Below are 20,948 nucleotides of genomic sequence, written 5' to 3'. Positions count from 1 at the left end.
GGGACCACCAGTCTAAGCACGCGTGGCCGGCGTCGAAACGCATGTTTTATGCGTGATCGGGCAAGGTCGTCACGAGGCGAACCGCCGTGCCATCGGCAAGCCACAATCGCTCCCACACGGCGCGGCTGGCAACGATCGGCACATCATCGCTTGCGTTGCTTCCGGTCTCCAGTTCGCGCATGACGGAGGGACGGTCGAACCAGTCCGTGTCGTGCAAGGCCGCCTCGGCGTCAAGGATCGAATCAGTCGCATAACGAAGCATCGAACTTCCGGCCAAATCGGCCACCGACAACCGCCAAGCCTCACAACGCGACGGCGAGGCGGCCAGCAGGCGATGCGTCCGATCGCAGATAAGGTGCATCCTGAGCGACGACGATTCCACCAGCCGGCGCAGCAAGGGATCGACGGCGGGGCCCTCGGACTGAAGCAGATCCAGGACCTGGTCGTACTGCGCCCCGGACACCGGCCACACGCCGTTCTCCCAGCGCGACAACGTCGATTGGGTGACCGACAGTCGGGCGGCAAGATCAACCTGTTTGATGCCGAGAAGTCGGCGCAGGCGCCGGATATGGCGCCCCGGTGTGACGGCCATGGTGGCAGCCCATGCGGAGGTGGAGCGTCGATTATCCCCGCCCGCCAACGAAAACGCCGCCCGAAGGCGGCGTCGTTCGAAACGATGTTGCCGGCGATCAGCCGCCGAGACGCGACTTCAGCGAATCGATGACCTTGGCCACGGCCGCAGCATCGCCCTGGGCACGAATCTCGCTGCCGGTCTGGCCGCTGGCGTTGATCGTGACCTGGACCTGGCGCGGGGCCGGCCCGGTCGCACCGCCGGCATCCTTGGCGGCCGGAGCCGTCGGAGCCGTTGCCTCGTCCTTCTTGCCGCTGCCGAACATGCGGCCGAAGAAGCTGGACTTCTGGGCGGGCGCGCCCGAAGCGACTACGGCGAGCGTGTACGTATGGGCATCGTCGTCGTGCGCGACGACCTGGCCGATATCACCTTGCTCCAGGGCCTGACCGACGCGGCGGTAGGCGCTGTCGACGCTGTCGCCCAGCACGAAGCCGTCAGCGATGACGGCGGCACCGGTGTTCTGGCCGACGCGAGCGGTCGCGCCATTGGAGGTCGGGTTGTTGGCGCCCGGCTCCGGGATCACCAGGGCGGCGCTGCTGTTGGGGGTGTCGAGGCCCGGCGGGATCTCAAGCGGCGATTCCTGCTTGGCGGTTTCCCACTGCTTCTGCGAGCGGAACATGCCGCAGCCGGAAAGCAACAAGGCGGAAAGAGCCAGGACCGGCAGGACAACGACGAGCGGGGATTTCTTCATTTAGGTGAGATTCCGTTGATAAATCGGGCAGCTCATTCAAGCCGCATTCGCCAAGGATGCCAGACCCGCCACCGCTTCGGTAATCCGGGCGCGGTCAGGGCCTTCCTGCAATTCAACCAGAGGCAGGCGTGGTGCCGCCGACCCCAGGCCCAGTTGCGGCAGGCCAGCCTTGACCGCTATGGGGTTGGGCGCGCAGTTCAGCGCCTCCACCAGGGGGGCCAGTTGCTGGTCGCAACGGGAAGTGGCCGCCTGATCGCCCGACGTGGCCGCATCGCAGAGCGAGCGGAACGCCTTGGGCGCCAGATTGGCCACCACGGAGATGGTTCCGGCGGCGCCGGACAGCATGGCCTTGGCCGCCGTACCGTCATCACCGGACAGATAGACGAAATCCGCGCGCGCAAGTTCCGCACAGGCGCGAATGCGCTCGTCCGATGCCACCGCTTCCTTGATGCCGATGATGGCCGGATGGTCGCGCAGCGCGGCCAGCGTCTCCGGCAACAGGTCGCACGAGGTGCGGCCGGGCACGTTGTAGACGATGACCGGCAGGCCGCCGTGATCGGCCACTTCGAGGAAGTGACGACGCAGGCCTTCCTGAGTCGGGCGCACATAATACGGCGCCACGACAAGGGCGACGTCCGCGCCCAGGGCCTTGGCGCGGCGGGTCAGGGCCACGGTCTTGGCCGTGCCCGCTTCGCCGGTACCGGCGATGACCGGCACGCGACCGGCCACGCGTTCGACGGCGAACGCCAGCAGGCGCTCGTACTCATCGTGCTCAAGCATGTGGGCTTCGCCCGTGGAACCCGCCACGACAACGGCCTGGGTGCCACCCGCCAGCTGGTAATCCAGCAAACGCCCGTAGGCGTCGAGATCGAGCGCCCCCTGGGCGTCGAAAGGGGTCGCCAGGGCGCAAATACTTCCGCGGATTTCCAAGAGTCACTCCGGACAAAGCCAAGCCCTGCATATTACTTGCGCCCTCGCAGGGGCGACAAGTAAGCCCGGGCGCTCCCTTCCCGACGTCGTGCCAAGGCTCTAAGCTGGCGTGACGTCCTCTTGCCGGAAACGGCGCGCCCAATCCCAGGTTGACTCCTTTGATCCGTTCTTCCGTGCGAACAGGCTCCGACAACCAGTTGCTGATCCAGACGCTCACGCCGTCGGCCCGTACTCCGCTGCGGAGCCTGGCCAAACGCCTGGCCGATGCCGGCTGCAACTTGGCCGACGCTCGTGTTACCTCCATCGGCACCGATACGTCGCTCACACTGCTCGCAACGGGAACGTGGGACGCGGTCGCCAAGCTGGAATCGGCGCTGGCGAAACTGGGACGCGAGGAGGATCTCCACCTGGTGCACTACCGAACCGACGGCCGGGCACCCACGACGCGTCACCTGCCGTATCTGATTGAAGTGATTTCCGCCGATCGACCCGGCATCCTGACCAAGATCATCGACTTCTTTGATCGACACGACATCGCCATCGACCAGATGAGCTCGATGCGCTATCAGGCACTGCAAACCGGCGCCCCGATGTTCCAGGCACAGATCACCGTCGGCATTCCCGCCGATACGCATATCGCGGCGCTGCGTGACGATTTCCTGGAGTTCTGCGATGGCCTGAACCTGGATGCCATCATGGATCCGGTCAAGTTTTGAAGTGCGGCTCGGGGGCGTTTTTCGCCCTGATCAGGGGGCCTGAGACGGCACGCCATCCGGACGCCCAGCATGCCCAGCCGCCGACCTCTCCGCAAGGGCTGTCATTACCCTTCGCAAGCAGTAGTCTTGGGGCCGTAGAGCACTTCCGGAGAATGGCGCGCATGCCGTCTGCAGCACGAGTGAAACCGCCTCAACCTGCGCCACGCCTGCACGCGCCACGCATCACCGTCCCCACTTCAACCGCACGACGGAGCCAGTGACGGCCCCGCAGGAGAAACCATGCCTGAAATCGGCAAGAAAGCACCCAAGCTCAAGGGTCCCACCGGCGACGGAAGCGAACTCAAGCTCGACAGCCTGAAAGGCCAATGGGTGGTGGTGTACTTCTATCCCAAGGACAGCACGCCCGGCTGCACCAACGAAGCCAAGGACTTCCGCGACCTGTACCCGAAGTTCCGCAAGCGCAACGCCGAAATCATCGGCGTGTCGCGCGACTCGGTGAAATCGCACGCCAACTTCACCGCCAAGCAGGAGCTGCCTTTTCCGCTCGTGTCGGACCCCGAGGAAATCTGGTGCCAGGCCTTCGATGTCATTCACGAAAAGGTGCTGTATGGAAAACGTCACATGGGTATCGTACGAAGTACCTTCCTGATCGATCCGGAGGGGAAGCTCGTGCAGGAATGGCGAAGTGTGAAGGTGCCTGGCCATGCCCAGGCCGTGCTCGACGCTATCCCGACGAAGTGACCCCATCCCCCGGTATTCGCCAGCTCGACCATCCGCACTCCGCGTGCGGCATGGACGGCTGGCGTTTTTGCGCCGGTCGCACGAACCGGCACGCCACGGTGCGCCACGCACCGCGTTTCATCCACCAGCCAGCCAGCGAGGCAACTTCCGTATGACCGGAAGCAAGCGCATTTACGCTCTCGACACGAACGTCCTGCTGCACGATCCCACGTCGCTGTTCCGGTTTGAAGAACACGACGTGTTCATCCCCATGACCGTGCTGGAAGAACTGGACGAAAAGAAAAAAGGTGGTTCCGAAGTCTCGCGCAACGGTCGCCAGGTCAGCCGCTTCCTCAATGAACTGATCGAACAGGGGAACGGCCACGGCATCAGCAATGGCATCGAACTGATCAGCCCCCAGGGCATCAAGCTCAAACGCGGCAACGCCGTCGGCAAACTGTATTTCCAGCAACGCACGACCAACGGCCACGGCAAGGCCGACAATCTGATCCTGGCCGCCGTGATCGATCTGCGCGACCAGAATCCGGATCGCGCGGTGATCCTGGTCACCAAAGACATCAACCTGCGCATCAAGGCCAAGATCTACGGCATCGATGCGGAAGACTACGAAAACGATCGCGCGCTCGACGATTTCGCGCTGCTCTATACGGGCTCGACGGAGCTCACTGAGGACTTCTGGGATCACCACCCGGAAGTGCAATCGTGGAACGAACGCGGACGCACCTTCTACAAGCTCAAGCGCCGTGAGGACGAGGCGTGGTACCCCAATCAATGTCTGTTCCTGCCCGGCGAGAACAGCGTCGAACTGCGCGTACTGCACGTCGACGAGGAAAACGCCACGCTGGTGCTGCTCGACGATCACAGCCATGCCAATCACAGCGTGTGGGGCATTGCGGCGCGCAATCGCGAACAGAACTTTGCGCTCAACGTACTGATGGATCCGGACGTCGACTTCGTCACCCTGCTTGGCACGGCGGGCACCGGCAAGACGTTGCTGGCGCTGGCCGCCGGCCTCGCGCAAGTGATGGACCAGCAGCGTTACCGCGAAATCATCATGACGCGTGCAACGGTGTCGGTGGGCGAAGACATCGGTTTCCTGCCCGGCACCGAAGAGGAAAAGATGACACCGTGGATGGGCGCGCTCACCGATAACCTCGAAGTGCTCGCCAATCCGGAGGAAGGCGGCAGCTGGGGTCGCCAGGCCACCAATGACCTGCTGGCTTCGCGCATCAAGATCCGTTCGCTCAACTTCATGCGTGGCCGCACTTTCCTGTCGCGCTACCTGATCATCGACGAAGCGCAGAACCTCACGCCGAAGCAGATGAAAACGCTGATCACGCGCGCGGGTCCGGGCACGAAGATCGTGTGCCTGGGCAACGTCGAGCAGATCGATACGCCTTACCTGACGGAAACCACGTCGGGCCTGACGTATGCGGTGGACCGGTTCAAGGACTGGGAGCACTCGGCGCATATCACGCTGCGGCGTGGCGAGCGGTCGAGGTTGGCGGACTTTGCGTCGGAGGCGCTGTAACTAAAATCGTCATTCCGGCGCGAGACGGATGAGTCGATTTCCCACTCAACTGCCGTCATTCCGGCGCAGGCCGGAATGACGCAGTAAAGAGGTATGCTGCCATCCCGATTTCGATAGCCGCATGCCGTGACCCACACACCACCTATCGCCCTCACCATCGCCGGCTCCGACTCCGGCGGCGGTGCCGGCATCCAGGCCGACCTGAAGGCCTTCCATGCCCGCGGCGTCCACGGGCTCTCCGTCATCGCGGCCATCACCTCGCAGAACACGCGCGGCGTCACCGCCGTCCACGCGGTGCCACTCAGCCACATTCGCAGCCAGATCGACGCCGTCTTCGACGATTTCCCGATTGCCGCGGCGAAGACCGGGATGCTTGGCAATGCCGCTATTACGCGCCTGGTGGCGCGCGAGATGCGCAAGCGCAAACCGGCATGGCTGGTGGTCGACCCGGTGATGATCGCCACCAGCGGCGCCCGCCTGCTGACCGAAGACGCCGTCGCGGCGATGGTCAATGACCTGATTCCGCTGGCCGATGTCCTCACGCCCAATCTGCCCGAAGCCGAGGCCCTGTTGGGACGCGAGCTGCGCACGCGCAAGGATCTCGACCAGGCCGGCGAAGACCTGCTGAGCCTCGGCGCCTCGTCAGTGCTCCTCAAAGGCGGCCATGCCCGCGGCGGGGAAGTGGTCGACCGGTTCTTTGACGCGAAGGGCGTGCTCGAACTGCGTCACCCTCGCCTCAAGATCGAAGGACACGGCACCGGCTGCACGCTGGCGTCGGCCATCGCCGCCGAGCTGGCCAAGGGCAAGACGCCCCGCGCCGCCGTGAAGGCCGCCATCGGCTACGTCCAGCGCGCGCTCCAGGGCAGTTATCGCCCGGGTGGCGGCCCCGTCCACGTCCTGGCGCATTGACGGGAAGCAAGAGCGGTTCACCGGCGGGGAGTACAATGGCGGGGATATTTCCGAACCGGCCTGACGCCCCGACATGATCCTCGCTCCGCGCCTGATCCTGCTGCTCATCTTCCTGCTGTTCGCCCTGTGCGTCCTGGCTGTACACCTGCGCGGCCGCGCGAAGCTGCGCTTTGATCGCCAGTTGGTCGATCACTCGGCCGTCTTTGCGCCGTACAACCTGCTGATGTACGCGTTTTCAGCGGTGCCGGCGCGTCCAATTCTGGACCGCAGCGGCTTCCCGCAACTGGACCTGCTGCAAGCAAACTGGAAGGCCATCCGCGAGGAGGCCATGCACCTGTTCGACGAGGGCTATATCCGCGCGGCGGAAAAGCACAACGACGCCAGCTTCAACAGCTTCTTCAAACAGGGCTGGAAGCGGTTTTACCTGAAGTGGTACGGCGAGCCGCTGGCCTCCGCCGAGACGCTTTGCCCGGAAACGGTGAAGCTGCTCAACGCCATCCCAAGCGTCAAGGCAGCCATGTTCGCCCTGCTTCCGCCGGGCAGCAAGCTCAATCCTCATCGCGATCCGTTCGCCGGTTCGCTGCGTTACCACCTGGGCCTGATCACGCCAAACTCCGAAGACTGCCGCATTTTTGTTGACGGCGAGATCCACGCCTGGGGTGACGGCAAGGACGTGGTGTTCGACGAAACCTACGTCCACTGGGCGGAAAATCGAACCGACCAGACCCGCGTGATCCTGTTCGCCGACGTCGAGCGCCCGCTGCGCACGCGCTGGATGAGCGCGATCAACCATCGCGTCGGCGCCTTCATGGGCAAGATCACGGCGTCGCCGAATACCGACTCCGAGCAGGAGAAAGTTGGCTTCGTGAACCGCATGTTCGCCCTGAACAAACAGGGCCGCGAGCGCAGCCGCGCCTTCAAGAAGAAGCACCCCAAACTCTTCCGCGTGCTCAAGTACATCGGCATCGTGCTGATGATCTGGCTGGTCTTCCTGGCGCCCTACCCGTTCGTGCGCTGAGTCGCTCCACGCGCCTGTCACGTTCTGGCAGGCTGGCGCGTCCTTAGGAGTTGAGACCACCAAGGAGTACGCCATGGACGCCCAGACTGCCCTGTTCCAGCAACACCGCCAGCGCCTGTTCGGCCTGGCCTACCGCATGCTTGGCCGCCCGGCCGATGCCGAGGATGTCCTGCACGATGCCTGGCTGCGCTGGCACGATCAGGACGTGGACGCCCTGGACGATCCCGAGGCCTGGCTGGTGACGGTCACCACCCGTCTGTCGCTGGACCGCCTGCGCCGGGCCAAGACGGAGCGCGCGCACTACACCGGCCCCTGGCTGCCCGAGCCGCTGACCGAAGACTTCGAAGCCATCGCCGACGACGAACCGTCGGGTGCGCTCGAACGCGCCGAGTCGCTGAGCCTGTCTTTCCTGCTCATCCTGGAACGCCTGAGTGCCGAAGAGCGCGCCGCGTTTTTGCTTCGCGAGGTGTTCGACTACAGCCACGCCGAAGTGGCGAGCATGCTCGACATGACCGAAGACGCCTGCCGCCAGCGCGTTCATCGCGCCAAGGTGCGCTTGAAGGAAGATCGCCCGCGGTTCCAGGTCGATCCGGCGCAGCAGCGACGCATGCTCCAGCGATTCATCGAAGCGATGGAAAAGCCGACGCTTGCCTCGCTGCAGGCCCTGTTCGCCGAAGACGCCATCCACGTGGCCGACGGCGGTGGCCTCGCGTCCGCCACACTTCGCCCGCTGCACGGCGCCGAGCGTCTCGCGCGCCTGTACCTGCAGATTGCGAACAACACCCGCCCCTACGCGATGCTGCGCGAAATCCGCATGCTCAATGGCGTGCCAGCCATCTTCCAGTGGCTGGGCGACCAGCTCACGTCGGTGATGTGGATCGAGTCCGACGGCGACAAGATCACCGGCACCCTCGCCATTCGTCATCCGGAAAAACTCGCGCGTATCGCGGCTGTCACGAATCCGCCGGCTGCCGCGTCCTTGCATTGAACGGCTCATTCGAGCCGCACCATCCAAGGAGTTCGTCATGTCGCGTTTTTCCGTCCCGAAGCACTTCAAGTCGTTCAAGCCCCTGATGGACCTGAGCGCGCAGATCCACGCCAGCTCGCTGGAAGGCCCGCTGCGCGAACTGGTGCTCATGCGCGTGTCGCAGATGAACGGCTGCGCCTACTGCCTGGACATGCACAGCAAGGACGCCCTGGCGGCGGGTGAAACTTCCCAGCGTTTGTTCGTGCTGCCGGCGTGGCGCGAGGCGACCTTCTACAGCGAGCGCGAACGCGCCGCACTGGCCTGGGCCGAGGCGCTTACCAGGCTCGATGGCGCTATCCCGGTGACGGACGCGTTGTACGAAGAAGCGAGCAAGCAGTTCAGCGAGGACGAACTGGTGATGCTCACCTTGCTCGTCACCATGATCAACAGCTGGAATCGCCTCAACATCGCAGCCCACACGCCGTCGGGCACCTACCAGCCGGGCAAGTCCTGGTAAGCGCCGGAACCGGGCACAAAAAAAGCCGCGGCATGCCGCGGCTTCTTTTATGGATCGAGCCGGGAGGCTCAGGCCTTGACGCGCTTGACGATCGCGTCACCGAAGCTACCGGTGCTGCCCTTGCCACCGATGTCCGGCGTCACTACATCACGGTCGTTTTCCATCGTGTCGCGAATGGCCTGACGCAGCTTGTTGCCCTTGTCGACCATGCCCAGGTGATCGAGCATGTCGGCAGCGGCCAGCAGCAGCGCGCACGGATTGGCGATGCCCTTGCCAGCGATGTCCGGTGCCGAACCGTGCACGGCCTCGAAGATGGCCGCTTCGGTACCGATGTTATCGCCCGGAGCCAGACCCAGGCCGCCGACGAGGCCGGCGCACAGATCCGACAGGATGTCGCCGAACAAGTTGGTGGTGACGATCACGTCGAACTGCTCGGGCTTCATCACCAGCTGCATGCAGGTGTTGTCCACGATCATTTCGTTGAATTCGATCTGCGGGTATTCCTTGGCGATCTCACGCGCCACGTTCAGGAACAGGCCCGAACTGGTCTTCATGATGTTCGCCTTGTGCACGGCAGTGACCTTCTTGCGGCCCTTCTTGACGGCCATTTCGAAGGCATAGCGCACGATGCGCGAGCTGCCCTTGCGGGTGTTGCGCACGATCGAAGTGGCGACTTCGCCATCGTCCGAGAGGGTCTGGCCTTCGGACAGGTAGGCACCTTCGGTGTTCTCGCGAACGGTGATGATGTCGATGTTGTCGAATCGCGCCTTGGTGCCCGGGAAGCTGATCGCCGGACGCACGTTGGCGTACAGGTCGAAGTGGCGGCGCAGGGTGACGTTGATCGAGGTGAAGCCACCGCCGATCGGCGTGGTCAGCGGACCCTTCAGCGCGATCTTGTGCCTGGCGATGGTTTCCAGCGTGGCGGCCGGCAGCAGGTCGCCATGCTTCTCGAGCGCGACCATGCCGGCATCGACGAACTCATACGACAGGCCGCAATCCAGCGCGTCGAGCACGCGGATGGTGGCGTTCATGATTTCCGGGCCGATGCCGTCACCAGGAATAACGGCGATGGTCTTGCTCATGGGGGAACTCCTAGGTATCCAGGCAGCCCGCCGAGGGATGTGCAGGCTGCAAATCCCCTCAATTATCGCCGATGGCCCCATGCGCAGCCAGTGAAGAGGCCGCTTCCGGCGATGCAAATCCTCGCATGGAGCGATGAATAAACTCGCACGCGCCGCCCGCCCGGAAACGACAAAGCCGCCGCCAGGCGGGTGCCGGGCGGCGGCTTCGGGATCGCATGCTCAGGCGTGGTCGTCGCAGCAGGCGGCGTCGTCAGCCGTGCCGGATTCGAGCTGGTCCAGGAAGTCGACGGCGCGACGCAGATGCGGAATCACGATCGAACCACCCACCACCAGGCCCACGCTGAAGGTTTCGAAGAACTCTTCACGGGTGACGCCGGCTTCCTTGCACTGGGCAACGTGATAGGCGATGCAGTCGTCGCAACGCAGCACCATCGAGGCCACCAGGCCCAGCAGCTCCTTGGTCTTCACATCCAGGGCGCCGGGCTTGTAGGTCTGGGTATCCAGCGCGAAGAAGCGACGGACGACCTGGTTGTCTTCGGCCAGGATCCGTTCGTTCATGCGCTTGCGGAATGCCGTGAATTCGGCAACGCGGTCCTTCTCGCTGCCACCGCTCATGCGGCCACCTCAAGCAGATCGGCCAGCTTGCCGCTGCGATCGGCGGCGACGAGATCGTCGAAACCACCCACATGCTGGTCGTTGATGAAGATCTGCGGCACGGTGCGGCGACCGCCGCTGCGGGTCAACATGGCGTCGCGCTGGGCCGGATCGGTATCGATGCGCACTTCCTGCCATTCCAGACCCTTGGACTTGAGCAGGTTTTTGGCCGAAATGCAGTAGGGGCAGACGGCGGTGGAATAGATCTCGATCTTGGGTGCAGCCTTGGACACGACGGACTCCGGTAGAGGGATTACCTTACACGTCAGCTAAGTGGGGGCAAGCCCCGGGAAAGCAACCCGGCTGACACTGAACTGCCGCCATGACTGGCGGTCTCAAGTGATATTGTCTCCCACCTATGCGCATGGCACCACGCACCCTACCAAGCCGTCTCCTGACCACCCTGGTTTGCGCCAGCCTGGCCTTCGCGGCGGGCGCGCAGGACAACGGTGGCGTCCGCCTGCCTGATCTGGGCAGCTCCGCCAATGCCCTGGTGTCGCCGCAGGAGGCCCAGGACTACGGCGCAGCCATGCTGAGACAGATGCGTGGCCTGGACATGGTGGTCGATGACGCCATGCTCGACGACTACATCAACGACCTCGGCTACCGCCTGGTCGCGGCCAGTGACAAACCCAAGGATCACTTTTCGTTCTTCATCGTGAAGGACTCGGTGATCAATGCCTTCGCGGCGCCAGGCGGTTACATCGCGGTCAACTCCGGCCTGATCGACATCACCAACAGTGAAAGCGAACTGGCCGGCGTCATCGCGCATGAAATCGGCCATATCACCCAGAACCACCTGCAGCGCGCCTTCGAGTCGTCCAAGAAAGACGCTCCGCTGATGGCCCTGGTGCTGTTGGGCGCCATCGCCGCGGGTGCGGGCGCGCATGCCGGCGATGCGGCCGGTGCCGTCCTGATGGGCGGCCAGGGCCTGATGATGCAGCGGCAGATCAACTTCACCCGCAAGGATGAAGTCGAGGCAGACCGTGTCGGCATCCAGACGCTGGCCAAGGCTGGCTTCGACCCTAACGCCATGGCGGGATTCTTCGAACGCATGCAGGACACCATGCGCGCGGGCGCCGGTGGCGACAGCGATGTGCCGGAGCTGCTGCAGACCCACCCGGTGAACCTCTCGCGCATCAGCGACGCGAAGTCGCGCGCGCAGGCGCTCGTCGCCGAACAAAAGCAGCGCCCGACCTCCTCCACACTGGTAAAGGCGCAGTGGGAGAAATCGACGGCGCCCATCGCCTTCGTCAAGGACCCGACTTCCCTCACCACCCGTGGCGGCAAGGATGGGCTCGACAGCTACGCCCTGATGCGTGAGCGCGTCCGCGTGTTGTCCGACGACGCGCTGCAGATGACCAAGTACTACGCTGCAAATTTCGACCATCAGCGCGAGTTCGATACCCCGGCCAATCGCTATGGCTACGCGCTGGCCCTGATGCGCAGTGGCAATGGCGGCAAGGCCGTGGAGCAGATCCAGCCCCTTTTGACCGCCCACCCGGACAACCAGATCATCCAGCTGGCCATGGCCGATGCAAAGCTCCAGGCCGGGCGCCGGGGCGAAGCGCTGGTGATCTATGCCGACCTCAACCGGCAGTCACCCCGCAACCGCGCCATCGCCCTGGGCTACGCCAAGGCCCTGACCGACAACGGCAGCACGGCGGAGGCCACGCAAGCCGCCGACATGCTGCGCCCGATGCTCGACAGTTCCGACGAGCCCGAGCTCTACCGCAGTTTTGCCCGTGCCACCGAGAAGGCGGGTGACGCCATTCGTTCGGGCGAGGCCTACGCCGATGCCAGCTACCTGTCCGGCCGGCCCTTCGACGCCATGGAGCAGCTCAAGCGCCTGCTCAAGCGACCGGACCTGGACTACTACGCCCGCGCCCGCATCCAGGCTCGCATCAGCGACCTGACCCCGCTGGTGATGGAGCTGCGCAAGCGCAAGGTGCAGACGGAGGACAACCCGGACGGTCGCACCCAACAGCTTCAGCGGGAAGGGGAAAATTGCGCCGGGCGACTGTGTTTCAGCGCCGGACAACGCTGATTGACGCCCGAATCCGGTCTTCCGGGTGCCACCGTCTCCAGATCAATTTGCGCAAACGCCGTGAAATGTCATCGCGGCGTAACATAACCCCGCTGCAATATTTGCGTCACAGGCCCCTACCCCCAGCGGACCCATACGCGTGCACAAGCGCATTCTGATCGTCGAAGACGAAGCATCGATCCGCGACATGGTCGCCTTTGCCCTGCGCAAAGCCGGCATGGACGCGGCCCACGCCGCCGACGCGCGCGCCGCCCAGCTATCCATCGCGGAACAGGTGCCCGACCTGATCCTGCTCGACTGGATGCTGCCCGGCACGAGCGGCCTCGAACTGGCCCGCCGCCTGCGCAAGGAAGAGCTGAGCCGGGAAATCCCGATCATCATGCTCACCGCGCGCGGCGAGGAAATGGACCGCGTCAATGGCCTCGAAGCCGGCGTCGACGACTACGTGGTCAAGCCGTTCTCCACCCGCGAGCTGGTTGCCCGCATCAAAGCCGTACTGCGACGCAGCCAGGGCGACGACGGCTCCGGCATCGTCGAACTCGGCGGCCTGCGCATCGACGGCCCCGCGCACCGCGTCTTCGCGGGCGACGATGCCGTGCCGATTGGCCCGACCGAGTACCGGCTACTCTATTTCTTCATGACCCATCCCGAACGCGTCTATTCGCGCGCACAGCTGCTCGACCACGTGTGGGGCGGCAGCGTGTACGTGGAGGAACGCACGGTCGACGTGCATATCCGCCGACTGCGCAAGACGCTCGAACCGTGGAAGCTCGACGACATGGTGCAGACCGTGCGCGGCGCGGGCTATCGCTTTTCGGCCAGCATCTGAAGCGGGTTGCGCCCCGCGGGACCGGGGGCTTGCGGGCATGTCGGGCGAAACCGATATGCTTGCCTGCCCTTTGGAAGCTCTTGAGCTGATTCCCCATGCCACAGCCTTTCGACCGCACCTGGAAACTGACGGCCGCCGCCGCGGCCGGCCTGCTGCTGGGTGCGCTGCTCGGATGGCTGGCGGGTGATCTCGCCACGGGCCTCGCCGTGGCCGGCGTGGTGGAAACCGTCTTGCTGTTGTCCCTGATTCGTCATGAAACGCGGCACATGATGCCGCAAACACCCCCTATCAGCCCTCTCCAGCATGACCGTTTCATGACGCGTTCCCGTCGAATCGCCTCCAGTTTGCGCGATCTGCGCAGTGCAGCCGGCAGCCTGCCAGATGCCGTCGTCCTCCTCGATAACGAACAACACGTGCGCTGGTTCAACCACGCCGCCGAAGATCTGCTCGGCCTGCGCCGACCGCAGGACCGCGGGGCAATCCTGGAAGAACGCCTGGGCACCACGGAACTGGCCGGCTGGCTGCGCGACGGCGCGCATGAGCCGCTTAACGATGTCGTGGCGCCGGGTCACCCCAATCGCCACATCAATGTAACGTTGCTGCCCTTCGGTCGTCGCCAGCGACTGCTGCTGGCGCGCGATATCAGCCACCTCACGCGCCTCGAACAGATCCGCCGCGACTTCGTCGCCAACGTGTCGCACGAACTGCGCACGCCGCTGACGGTGATCCACGGCTATCTCGAACTGATCGACCCGGAAGACATTCCGGAACTCGCGCCGGTGATTGGCGAAATGCGTGCGCAGTCCAAGCGCATGGGGCAGATCGTCGAAGACCTGCTGACGCTGTCGCGCCTGGAAACCCAGGATCATGTCACCGACGAACGCGTGCCGATGACACCTTTGCTCGCCACGATCCGCAAGGAAGCCGAAGCACTCAGCCAGGGACGCCACCACATCGCCGTGGAGTCCACTGCCGACGCCGACCTGCTCGGCTCGCCGAAGGATCTGCACAGCGCGCTGTCCAACCTGGTGAGCAACGCCGTGCGCTATACGCCCACCGGCGGCAGCATCGTCATCCGCTGGCGCCGCACGCCGGAAGGCGCCGCCTACTCCGTCACCGATACAGGTTTTGGCATTCCCGCCACGCACCTGGCCCGTCTGACCGAACGCTTCTACCGCGTCTCGTCCAGCCGTTCCCGCGACAGCGGTGGCACGGGCCTGGGCCTGTCGATCGTCAAACACGTCCTCAACCTCCACCAGGCCCGCCTGGACATCCAGAGCGAGACGGGCAAAGGCTCCACGTTCACCTGCCTGTTCGGGCACGAACGTCTGCTCAAGCCCGGCACGGACGAGGTGTGAGGCCGGGCCGCTAGCGCGCGCCTGTGAATTCGCCCGCGGTGCGGGCTGTAAACGGTCAACAGTAAACGGAGAAATGCGTAGAGCCGCCCGAGAGGGAAAGCTCTGCACCTGTTTACTGTTCACCGTTTACAGCCCGCGCCGCGGGCGCCCCACAGCGAACAAAGTGAGCGCCATCACAACTACGCGGCACTGCCGCATGTACTCCTCGTCACGTTCGGCCAGAATGGCCGGATGCGTCGTAAACCAGCCACACCTACCGCCTTGATCGATCGTGCTGCCCCCGAGCTTTTCCTGAGCCGCGAGCTGGCGGCGCTCGAATTCAATTTCCGCGTGCTTGCCCAGGCGCGCGATGTGCGCGTGCCGCTGCTGGAGCGACTGCGCTACCTGAGCATCGTGGCGAACAACCTCGACGAGTTCTTCGAAGTCCGCGTGGCGATGCTCAAGCACCACCACCACTTCGGTTCGGCAGCCCCGGGCCCCGACGGGCTCGCCTCGGGCGAGTTGCTCACCCGCATCCGCAAGCGGGTGTTAACCCTGGTGGCCGCGCAGTACGCAACTTGGCGCAACGAGCTGGGGCCGGCGCTGGATGCCGAAGGCATTCGCTTCCTGACGCGCGACCGCTGGACCGACCGTCAGAAGCGCTGGTTGCAGGGTTACTTCGAAAACGAAGTGCTGCCGGTGCTTTCGCCGCTGGGCCTCGACCCGGCGCATCCGTTCCCACGCATCCTCAACAAGACGCTCAATCTCGCCGTGGTGCTCAAGGGCCGCGACGCGTTCGGTCGCGAGGGACACATGGCGCTGGTTCGCGCGCCACGCTCGCTGCCGCGCATCATCCGCCTGCCCGACGAGGTCTGCGAGCCGGGCGAGCATTACGTCTTCCTGGCCGAGCTCCTGCAGGGCTTCGTCGACCAGATGTTCCCCGGCTTCAAGGTGGCCGGCTCGTACCAGTTCCGCGTCACGCGCAACAGCGAGCTGATGGTCGAGGAAGCGGGCATGGAAAACCTCGCGCGTGCGTTGAGCGAGGAACTGCTCGGTCGCGGCTATGCGCGGCCGGTACGCCTGGAGATCGGCAACGACTGTCCGAAGTCGATCGCCTCGATGCTGATGACCAACTTCGAACTCGAGGAAAGCGACGTCTACCGCTGCGATGGCCCGGTCAACATCATCCGCGCCGGCACGGTGTACGACGGCCTGGATCGCCCGGACCTCAAGTTCCCCCGCTTCACGCCACAGCTGCCCAAGGCCTTCGACGCCAGCAAGTGCAAGTTCGAGGTGCTGCGCGACCGCGACGTGTTGCTGCATCACCCGTACGAATCCTTCGCCACCGTGGTTGACCTGCTGCGCCAGGCGGCGCAGGACCCTGCCGTACTGGCGATCAAGCAGACGCTGTACCGCGCCGGCGCGGACACGCCGCTGGTCGACCTGCTGGTCGAGGCGGCGCGCAACGGCAAGGACGTCACGGTCGTCATCGAACTGCGCGCGCGCTTCGACGAAGAGGCCAATATTCGCCTGGCGACGCGATTGCAGGAAGCGGGCGTGCAGGTCGTCTACGGTGTCGTCGGCTTCAAGACGCACGCCAAGATGCTGCTGATCGTGCGCCGCGAAGACGACGTGCTCCGCCGCTACGTGCACCTCTCGACGGGCAATTACCACCAGGCCAACAGTCGCGCCTACACCGACATCGGCCTGATGACGTCCGACGCGGAGATCGGCGACGACCTGCACAAGGTTTTCCAGCAGCTCTCGGGTCTCGGCCCGATGATCGAGCTCAAGCGCCTGCTGCATTCGCCTTTCACGCTTTACAAGAGCGTGATGGCCAAGATCGATCGCGAGACGGCCAACGCGCTGGCCGGCAAACCCGCGCGCATCGTGGCGAAGCTCAATGCGCTGAACGAAGCCCATGTGATCGAAGCGCTTTATCGCGCGTCGCAGGCTGGCGTCGAAATCGACCTGATCGTGCGCGGTGCCTGCACCTTGCGTCCGGGTATCCCGGGGATTTCCGAGCGCATTCGCGTGCGTTCGATCGTCGGACGCTTTCTGGAACACAGCCGTGTCTACTGGTTCGCCAACGACGGCACGCCTGAAATCTACTGCGCCAGCGCCGACTGGATGGAGCGCAACCTCATGCGCCGCATCGAAGTCGCCTTCCCGATCCTTGACCCGGTGCTGGCGGCCAGGGTGTACGAAGAGACCCTGGCCAATTACCTCGACGACAATACGCAGGCGTGGCTGCTGCAGAGCGACGGCAGCTACGTGCGCGCCGATCCGGGCAACGCGACGCCCCACACGGCCCAGCAATTCCTGCTCGACAAGCTGTGCCCGACGCCCGCCTGACCGGCGGGACTGCGGTTTAAGCCTGGAGGGGATGCCGCTTTCACACCCGTGCGTGCGAGAATTCCCGGACAAACTGCAAGGAACCACCCCCGCATGAGCCTAGGCGACCAGATCCAGATCAAGGACGGCGAACTGATCGCCGCCGTGGACATGGGATCCAACAGCTACCACATGGTCGTCGCTCGGGTGGAACACGGGGAGCCGCGCGTCATTGACCGTTTGCGCGATACGGTGCGCATGGCCGCTGGCCTGCGCGCCGATGGCACGCTGGACGCTGAGCACCGCGCCCGCGCACTCAATTGCCTGGCCCGCTTCGGCCAGCGCATTGCCGGCCTGCCCTCCATCCGCGTGCGCGCGGTCGCCACCAATACGGTGCGTCGCCTGGCGTCGCCGCAGTCCTTTCTGACCGCCGCGGAGGCCGCACTGGGCCACCCTGTGGAAATCGTGTCAGGTCGCGAAGAGGGCCGCCTCATCTTCCTTGGGGCCTCGCACGACCTGCCCTCCTCGCGCGAAAACCGCATGGTGATCGACGTGGGCGGCGGCAGTACGGAGTTCATCATCGGTCGCGGCCTGGCGCCCCTGCACACAGAAAGCGTGCAGGCCGGCTGCATCGCCTCGACCCTGCGCTTCTTCCCTGGCGGCAAGCTCAATCGCAAGCGCTGGCAGCGCGCGCGCAGCGAGATCGGCGTGTTGCTGCAGCAGTTCGCGGAGGATTACCGCGAGGCAGGCTGGGTCGAGGCCTTCGGCTCGTCGGGCACCGCCAAGTCGATCGGGGCGGTGGTCCAGGCGATGAAGTTTTCCGACGATGGTGTCACGCCATCCTCCCTGGCCTCGTTGCGCGATGCGCTGATTGACCAGGGCCAGATCAGCGCGATCAAGCTGCCCGGACTGACCGAAGACCGCGCCCCGGTGATTGCAGGAGGGGTCGTTATCTTCGAAGCGGCCTTCGAGGCCCTCGGCATCGAGCGCATGCGCGTATGCGAAAGCTCGATGCGTGAAGGCCTCCTGTGGGACCTGCTCGGCCGTGCCGGAGGCACCGATCCGCGCACCGCTAGCATCGACGCCATGGCCAACCGCTACGGCGTGGACCGGGCGCAGGCCCGCCGCGTGGAATCCACGGCCCTGATGTTGTTCGACCAGGTCGCCAAGGCATGGAAGCTGGACGCGGAAGATCGCGAGTGGCTGTCCTGGGCGGCTCGCGTGCACGAGATCGGCCTGGCCATCGCGCACAGCCAGCACCATCACCACGGCGCCTATATCCTGCGGCATGCCGATATCGCGGGCTTCTCCCGCCAGGAGCAGCAGTTCCTGGCGGCCATCGTGGAGTCCCACCGCCGCAAGCCCGACCGCTCGCTGTTCTCGGCCCTTCCGCAGCGTTATCGCGTGCTGGCACGCCAGATCACGGCCCTGCTCCGACTGGCCGTCCTGTTCCGCCGCGCCCGTCGTCCCGAGTCGCTGCCCCAGATGCAACTGGCCGCGACCGCCCAGCGTCTGCGTCTGAGCGTCCCGTCGCAGTGGCTGGACCAGCATCCGCTGAGCGAAGCGGACCTGGAGCAGGAACAAGGCCCGATGGCCGAACTGGGCCTCGTTCTCGAAATCCTGGCGGCTTGAACCATGCGCAGCGACCTGCAGCACTTTAAGCGCAGCCTCACCCGCTTTGCGTATCATGGCCCGATGCGCGCCGCGGCCCACACTGTCATGCAACGAATCCTGCTCTCCGCCTTTCTCCTCCTGCTGCCCTTCGCCGTGTTGGCGCAGGCCGCCAAGCCGGCAACCACGCCCGCACCGGCCGCCCAGCCCCATCCGCAAGTGGTGGTCCACACCTCGATGGGCGACATAACGCTGGAGCTGTATCCGGACAAGGCGCCCAAGAGCGTGGCGAATTTCCTGCAGTACGTGCGTGATGGCTACTACGGCGGCACGGTCATCCATCGCACCATTTCCGGCTACATGATCCAGGGTGGCCTGTACACGCGCGACCTGCAGCCCAAACGCACGCGCTCGGCCATTCCCAGCGAAGCAGACAATGGCCTGTCCAATCTGCGGGGCACCATCGCTGTCGCACGTGGAGGCGATCCGAACTCGGGCACGTCGCAGTTTTTCATCAACCTGGTCGACAACCGTCGCCTCGACTACGCCGGCAACCAGAGCACGCTGACCTGGGGTTTTGCCGTATTCGGCAAGGTCATCAAGGGCATGGACATCGTCGACAAGATCGCCCAGTTGCCCACGCGCGCCCTGGGTCCGTTCGCCAATGACGTGCCAAACCCGCTGGTGATCATCAGTGGCGCGAACGTCGTTGGCGAAGAGCCGGCCAATGCTCCGACGCCGGAACCGGCCAAGACACCCGCTGCCGAGCCCGCCAAGGCACCTGCAGCGCCGGCCAAGGCCGACAAGAAAAACGCGAAGGCCTGATCCATCCATGCACACGCTTTTCATTGCCGACTTGCACCTGGACGCGAGCCGCCCGCAGATCACCGAGCTGTTCGAGGCTTATCTCGCCAGTGACGAAGCGCGCTCGGCCGACGCTGTATACATCCTTGGCGACCTTGTCGAAGCCTGGATCGGCGATGACGATGACGCGTCCCTGCCGGAACGCATTGCCATCGCCACGCATGCACTGCGCGATGCGGGCGTGCCGGTGTATTTCATGGTCGGCAACCGCGACTTTCTGCTCGGCGAGGATTTTGCCCGCCGCGCCGGCTTCGATCTGCTGGAGGACGGCACCGTCCACAAGCTATACGGTCAACCCACGTTACTGATGCACGGCGACGTGCTGTGCACGGATGATCTGGCCTACCAGGCGGTGCGCAAGCAGGTTCGCACGCCGGAATGGAAAGCGCAGATCATGGCGATGCCGCTGGAAGCCCGTCGCGCCTTCGCCGCCAAGGCGCGTGCCGACAGCAAGGCGCATACCGGCAGCACCATGGAAACCATCATGGACGTGAACGCCGACGCGGTGGCAGAAGCCATGAACAAAGCCGGGGTTAGCCGGCTGATCCACGGTCACACGCATCGCCCGGCGATTCATGACTTCGATCTTGGCGGTCAATCAGCTCAGCGCATCGTGCTGGGCGACTGGTACGACCACGGCTCGGTCTTGCGCGTCTCGCCTGAAGGCGTGAACCTGCGTGGATTCAACAGCAGTACCTGAGCGATTTCGCCGGAAGTTACCACGCCGGCCCGACACGCCACGCCCTCCTGACGGCTCAAGCGCTCGTATTCACCAGCGCACCGCTCGCCTGGCTTCCCGCGCTCATCATCAGCTCCGCCAGCGCGGCCACCGCTTTCTGCAGCGCCGCAGTTACCGAGGCAATCTGCGACTGAAGCGCCATGACGGTGGCATCGGGACCCTCGTCCTTTCGATGCGTTTGGACAGCATGGGCCAACTGACGCTGGAGTTCAGCCAGTTGCTTTTGTAAGCGCTCGATCGACTTCTTGAGCATTTCAATGGGGCCGTCCACCGAGCTGCCCGTCGACGAAGCCTTGGAGCCCTGCTCCGTTTGCGTAGCGCTGCGCAGATTCTGCGCTGGCTCCGATGGAGTAGCGTTGCCATCGCTGGCCAAGCTGCTATTGATATGCGCGACGCCGCTGGAACCGGTGATGCCTGCCAACTGCATGGGGAGCCTCGGAAATCCATTCTCCGATGGGATATCGGCCGGCATCGCAAGAAATTGAGCCCGCCGCAGGTGATGCGGCGCTCCCCGATCAGCGCAGATAACTCCGCAGTATGGCCATCACAGGCTCCAGCTCTTTGAGTGCATCGGGATGGCTGCCCGCCACGTGCTCTCGCAGGTGGTCCTCGAGCAGCAGGCTCATTAGCCCCTGAACGGCGCCCCGTATCGACGCGGCCTGCTGCAGCACGCTGTCGCAATCGGCATCACTCTGCAAGGCACGTTCAAGCGACGCCACTTGTCCGCCGATACGGCGGACGCGCGTGATCAGCGCCTTTTTGTTCTGCGTCGTGTGCGACATCGCCATCTCCAGACTATT

At 64.6% G+C, this 20,948-nt stretch carries 22 protein-coding genes; 14 read left to right on the top strand and 8 right to left on the bottom strand.

The features are described from left to right. Nucleotides 1–46: 46 nt before the first annotated feature. The 3 genes from EYV96_RS01810 to dapA form a co-directional block, all read right to left on the bottom strand. On the bottom strand, nucleotides 47–592 hold the full coding sequence (locus EYV96_RS01810) for a helix-turn-helix domain-containing protein (protein ID WP_131149815.1): 546 nt from the start codon (nucleotides 590–592) through the stop codon (nucleotides 47–49). A gap of 97 nt (nucleotides 593–689) precedes the next feature. Then, nucleotides 690–1,322, bottom strand: coding sequence for a hypothetical protein (locus tag EYV96_RS01805; protein ID WP_131149814.1), 633 nt, complete (start codon nucleotides 1,320–1,322; stop codon nucleotides 690–692). A gap of 36 nt (nucleotides 1,323–1,358) precedes the next feature. After that, nucleotides 1,359–2,252 carry a 4-hydroxy-tetrahydrodipicolinate synthase gene (gene dapA, locus EYV96_RS01800; protein WP_131149813.1) on the bottom strand — a complete coding sequence of 298 codons (894 nt, stop codon included), beginning with the start codon at nucleotides 2,250–2,252 and terminating at the stop codon, nucleotides 1,359–1,361. Nucleotides 2,253–2,425: 173 nt separating this feature from the next. On the opposite strand from dapA, the gene EYV96_RS01795 reads away from it, so the two are divergent. From EYV96_RS01795 to EYV96_RS01765, 7 genes are all read left to right on the top strand, one after another. Beyond that, a complete protein-coding gene (locus tag EYV96_RS01795; RefSeq protein WP_240732311.1) occupies nucleotides 2,426–2,968 on the top strand; it encodes a glycine cleavage system transcriptional repressor in 543 nt (180 codons plus the stop codon). Nucleotides 2,969–3,247: 279 nt separating this feature from the next. Further along, the gene (locus EYV96_RS01790) at nucleotides 3,248–3,709 is read left to right on the top strand and encodes a peroxiredoxin (protein WP_131149812.1); all 462 of its coding nucleotides are present in this window, start codon (nucleotides 3,248–3,250) and stop codon (nucleotides 3,707–3,709) included. A gap of 151 nt (nucleotides 3,710–3,860) precedes the next feature. After that, nucleotides 3,861–5,240, top strand: coding sequence for a PhoH family protein (locus EYV96_RS01785; RefSeq protein ID WP_131149811.1), 1,380 nt, complete (start codon nucleotides 3,861–3,863; stop codon nucleotides 5,238–5,240). Nucleotides 5,241–5,366: 126 nt separating this feature from the next. After that, nucleotides 5,367–6,149: a bifunctional hydroxymethylpyrimidine kinase/phosphomethylpyrimidine kinase gene (thiD, locus tag EYV96_RS01780; RefSeq protein WP_131149810.1), complete on the top strand. Its 783-nt coding sequence runs from the start codon at nucleotides 5,367–5,369 to the stop codon at nucleotides 6,147–6,149. A gap of 91 nt (nucleotides 6,150–6,240) precedes the next feature. Further along, a complete protein-coding gene (locus EYV96_RS01775) occupies nucleotides 6,241–7,167 on the top strand; it encodes an aspartyl/asparaginyl beta-hydroxylase domain-containing protein (protein WP_425478727.1) in 927 nt (308 codons plus the stop codon). Between the two features lie 73 nt (nucleotides 7,168–7,240). Continuing rightward, nucleotides 7,241–8,155, top strand: coding sequence for an RNA polymerase sigma factor SigJ (gene sigJ, locus EYV96_RS01770; RefSeq protein ID WP_131149808.1), 915 nt, complete (start codon nucleotides 7,241–7,243; stop codon nucleotides 8,153–8,155). A 37-nt stretch (nucleotides 8,156–8,192) separates the two neighbouring features. Then, nucleotides 8,193–8,651 carry a carboxymuconolactone decarboxylase family protein gene (locus EYV96_RS01765; protein ID WP_131149807.1) on the top strand — a complete coding sequence of 153 codons (459 nt, stop codon included), beginning with the start codon at nucleotides 8,193–8,195 and terminating at the stop codon, nucleotides 8,649–8,651. 68 nt (nucleotides 8,652–8,719) lie between these two features. Here the strand turns inward: EYV96_RS01765 and EYV96_RS01760 are convergent, their stop codons facing one another. From EYV96_RS01760 to grxC, 3 genes are all read right to left on the bottom strand, one after another. After that, nucleotides 8,720–9,733: an isocitrate dehydrogenase gene (locus EYV96_RS01760; RefSeq protein ID WP_131149806.1), complete on the bottom strand. Its 1,014-nt coding sequence runs from the start codon at nucleotides 9,731–9,733 to the stop codon at nucleotides 8,720–8,722. Between the two features lie 219 nt (nucleotides 9,734–9,952). Then, nucleotides 9,953–10,348: a carboxymuconolactone decarboxylase family protein gene (locus EYV96_RS01755; protein ID WP_131149805.1), complete on the bottom strand. Its 396-nt coding sequence runs from the start codon at nucleotides 10,346–10,348 to the stop codon at nucleotides 9,953–9,955. Further along, nucleotides 10,345–10,620, bottom strand: coding sequence for a glutaredoxin 3 (gene grxC, locus EYV96_RS01750; protein WP_131149804.1), 276 nt, complete (start codon nucleotides 10,618–10,620; stop codon nucleotides 10,345–10,347). The genes EYV96_RS01755 and grxC overlap by 4 nt, the downstream gene beginning before the upstream one ends. 125 nt (nucleotides 10,621–10,745) lie before the next feature. Here grxC and EYV96_RS01745 point away from each other — a divergent pair, with 125 nt between their 5' ends. From EYV96_RS01745 to EYV96_RS01715, 7 genes are all read left to right on the top strand, one after another. Beyond that, nucleotides 10,746–12,434 carry a M48 family metalloprotease gene (locus tag EYV96_RS01745; protein WP_131149803.1) on the top strand — a complete coding sequence of 563 codons (1,689 nt, stop codon included), beginning with the start codon at nucleotides 10,746–10,748 and terminating at the stop codon, nucleotides 12,432–12,434. Between the two features lie 139 nt (nucleotides 12,435–12,573). Beyond that, nucleotides 12,574–13,263, top strand: a complete 690-nt coding sequence (gene phoB, locus EYV96_RS01740) for a phosphate regulon transcriptional regulator PhoB (RefSeq protein WP_131149802.1) — start codon at nucleotides 12,574–12,576, stop codon at nucleotides 13,261–13,263. A gap of 95 nt (nucleotides 13,264–13,358) precedes the next feature. Further along, on the top strand, nucleotides 13,359–14,621 hold the full coding sequence (gene phoR, locus EYV96_RS01735; RefSeq protein WP_131149801.1) for a phosphate regulon sensor histidine kinase PhoR: 1,263 nt from the start codon (nucleotides 13,359–13,361) through the stop codon (nucleotides 14,619–14,621). A gap of 231 nt (nucleotides 14,622–14,852) precedes the next feature. After that, complete coding sequence (gene ppk1 / locus EYV96_RS01730; protein ID WP_131149800.1) at nucleotides 14,853–16,955, top strand: polyphosphate kinase 1; 2,103 nt, start codon at nucleotides 14,853–14,855, stop codon at nucleotides 16,953–16,955. Nucleotides 16,956–17,048: 93 nt separating this feature from the next. Next, a complete protein-coding gene (locus tag EYV96_RS01725; RefSeq protein ID WP_131149799.1) occupies nucleotides 17,049–18,566 on the top strand; it encodes a Ppx/GppA phosphatase family protein in 1,518 nt (505 codons plus the stop codon). Nucleotides 18,567–18,653: 87 nt separating this feature from the next. Beyond that, the gene (locus EYV96_RS01720) at nucleotides 18,654–19,370 is read left to right on the top strand and encodes a peptidylprolyl isomerase (RefSeq protein WP_131149798.1); all 717 of its coding nucleotides are present in this window, start codon (nucleotides 18,654–18,656) and stop codon (nucleotides 19,368–19,370) included. 7 nt (nucleotides 19,371–19,377) lie between these two features. Next, nucleotides 19,378–20,109 carry a UDP-2,3-diacylglucosamine diphosphatase gene (locus tag EYV96_RS01715; RefSeq protein WP_131149797.1) on the top strand — a complete coding sequence of 244 codons (732 nt, stop codon included), beginning with the start codon at nucleotides 19,378–19,380 and terminating at the stop codon, nucleotides 20,107–20,109. 55 nt (nucleotides 20,110–20,164) lie between these two features. Here EYV96_RS01715 and EYV96_RS01710 read toward each other — a convergent pair whose 3' ends face one another. Further along, the gene (locus EYV96_RS01710; RefSeq protein ID WP_131149796.1) at nucleotides 20,165–20,575 is read right to left on the bottom strand and encodes a hypothetical protein; all 411 of its coding nucleotides are present in this window, start codon (nucleotides 20,573–20,575) and stop codon (nucleotides 20,165–20,167) included. Nucleotides 20,576–20,663: 88 nt separating this feature from the next. Then, the gene (locus EYV96_RS01705; RefSeq protein ID WP_131149795.1) at nucleotides 20,664–20,930 is read right to left on the bottom strand and encodes a metal/formaldehyde-sensitive transcriptional repressor; all 267 of its coding nucleotides are present in this window, start codon (nucleotides 20,928–20,930) and stop codon (nucleotides 20,664–20,666) included. Nucleotides 20,931–20,948: the final 18 nt, after the last annotated feature.

Origin of the sequence: Dyella terrae (assembly GCF_004322705.1) — a bacterium.
Lineage (GTDB): Bacteria > Pseudomonadota > Gammaproteobacteria > Xanthomonadales > Rhodanobacteraceae > Dyella_D > Dyella_D terrae.
This window is presented reverse-complemented; position numbering and strand designations above follow the sequence as displayed.

Bases quoted from the DNA above. Each gene is read 5' to 3' on its own strand.
- EYV96_RS01715 (WP_131149797.1), top strand. From the start codon at position 19,378: ATGCACACGCTTTTCATTGCCGACTTGCACCTGGACGCGAGCCGCCCG.
- phoR (WP_131149801.1), top strand. From the start codon at position 13,359: ATGCCACAGCCTTTCGACCGCACCTGGAAACTGACGGCCGCCGCCGCG.
- EYV96_RS01810 (WP_131149815.1), bottom strand. From the start codon at position 592: ATGGCCGTCACACCGGGGCGCCATATCCGGCGCCTGCGCCGACTTCTC.
- EYV96_RS01705 (WP_131149795.1), bottom strand. From the start codon at position 20,930: ATGTCGCACACGACGCAGAACAAAAAGGCGCTGATCACGCGCGTCCGC.
- EYV96_RS01710 (WP_131149796.1), bottom strand. From the start codon at position 20,575: ATGCAGTTGGCAGGCATCACCGGTTCCAGCGGCGTCGCGCATATCAAT.
- EYV96_RS01765 (WP_131149807.1), top strand. From the start codon at position 8,193: ATGTCGCGTTTTTCCGTCCCGAAGCACTTCAAGTCGTTCAAGCCCCTG.
- EYV96_RS01755 (WP_131149805.1), bottom strand. From the start codon at position 10,348: ATGAGCGGTGGCAGCGAGAAGGACCGCGTTGCCGAATTCACGGCATTC.
- EYV96_RS01785 (WP_131149811.1), top strand. From the start codon at position 3,861: ATGACCGGAAGCAAGCGCATTTACGCTCTCGACACGAACGTCCTGCTG.
- EYV96_RS01790 (WP_131149812.1), top strand. From the start codon at position 3,248: ATGCCTGAAATCGGCAAGAAAGCACCCAAGCTCAAGGGTCCCACCGGC.
- EYV96_RS01760 (WP_131149806.1), bottom strand. From the start codon at position 9,733: ATGAGCAAGACCATCGCCGTTATTCCTGGTGACGGCATCGGCCCGGAA.
- EYV96_RS01745 (WP_131149803.1), top strand. From the start codon at position 10,746: ATGCGCATGGCACCACGCACCCTACCAAGCCGTCTCCTGACCACCCTG.
- EYV96_RS01725 (WP_131149799.1), top strand. From the start codon at position 17,049: ATGAGCCTAGGCGACCAGATCCAGATCAAGGACGGCGAACTGATCGCC.
- sigJ (WP_131149808.1), top strand. From the start codon at position 7,241: ATGGACGCCCAGACTGCCCTGTTCCAGCAACACCGCCAGCGCCTGTTC.
- ppk1 (WP_131149800.1), top strand. From the start codon at position 14,853: ATGCGTCGTAAACCAGCCACACCTACCGCCTTGATCGATCGTGCTGCC.
- EYV96_RS01805 (WP_131149814.1), bottom strand. From the start codon at position 1,322: ATGAAGAAATCCCCGCTCGTCGTTGTCCTGCCGGTCCTGGCTCTTTCC.
- EYV96_RS01720 (WP_131149798.1), top strand. From the start codon at position 18,654: ATGCAACGAATCCTGCTCTCCGCCTTTCTCCTCCTGCTGCCCTTCGCC.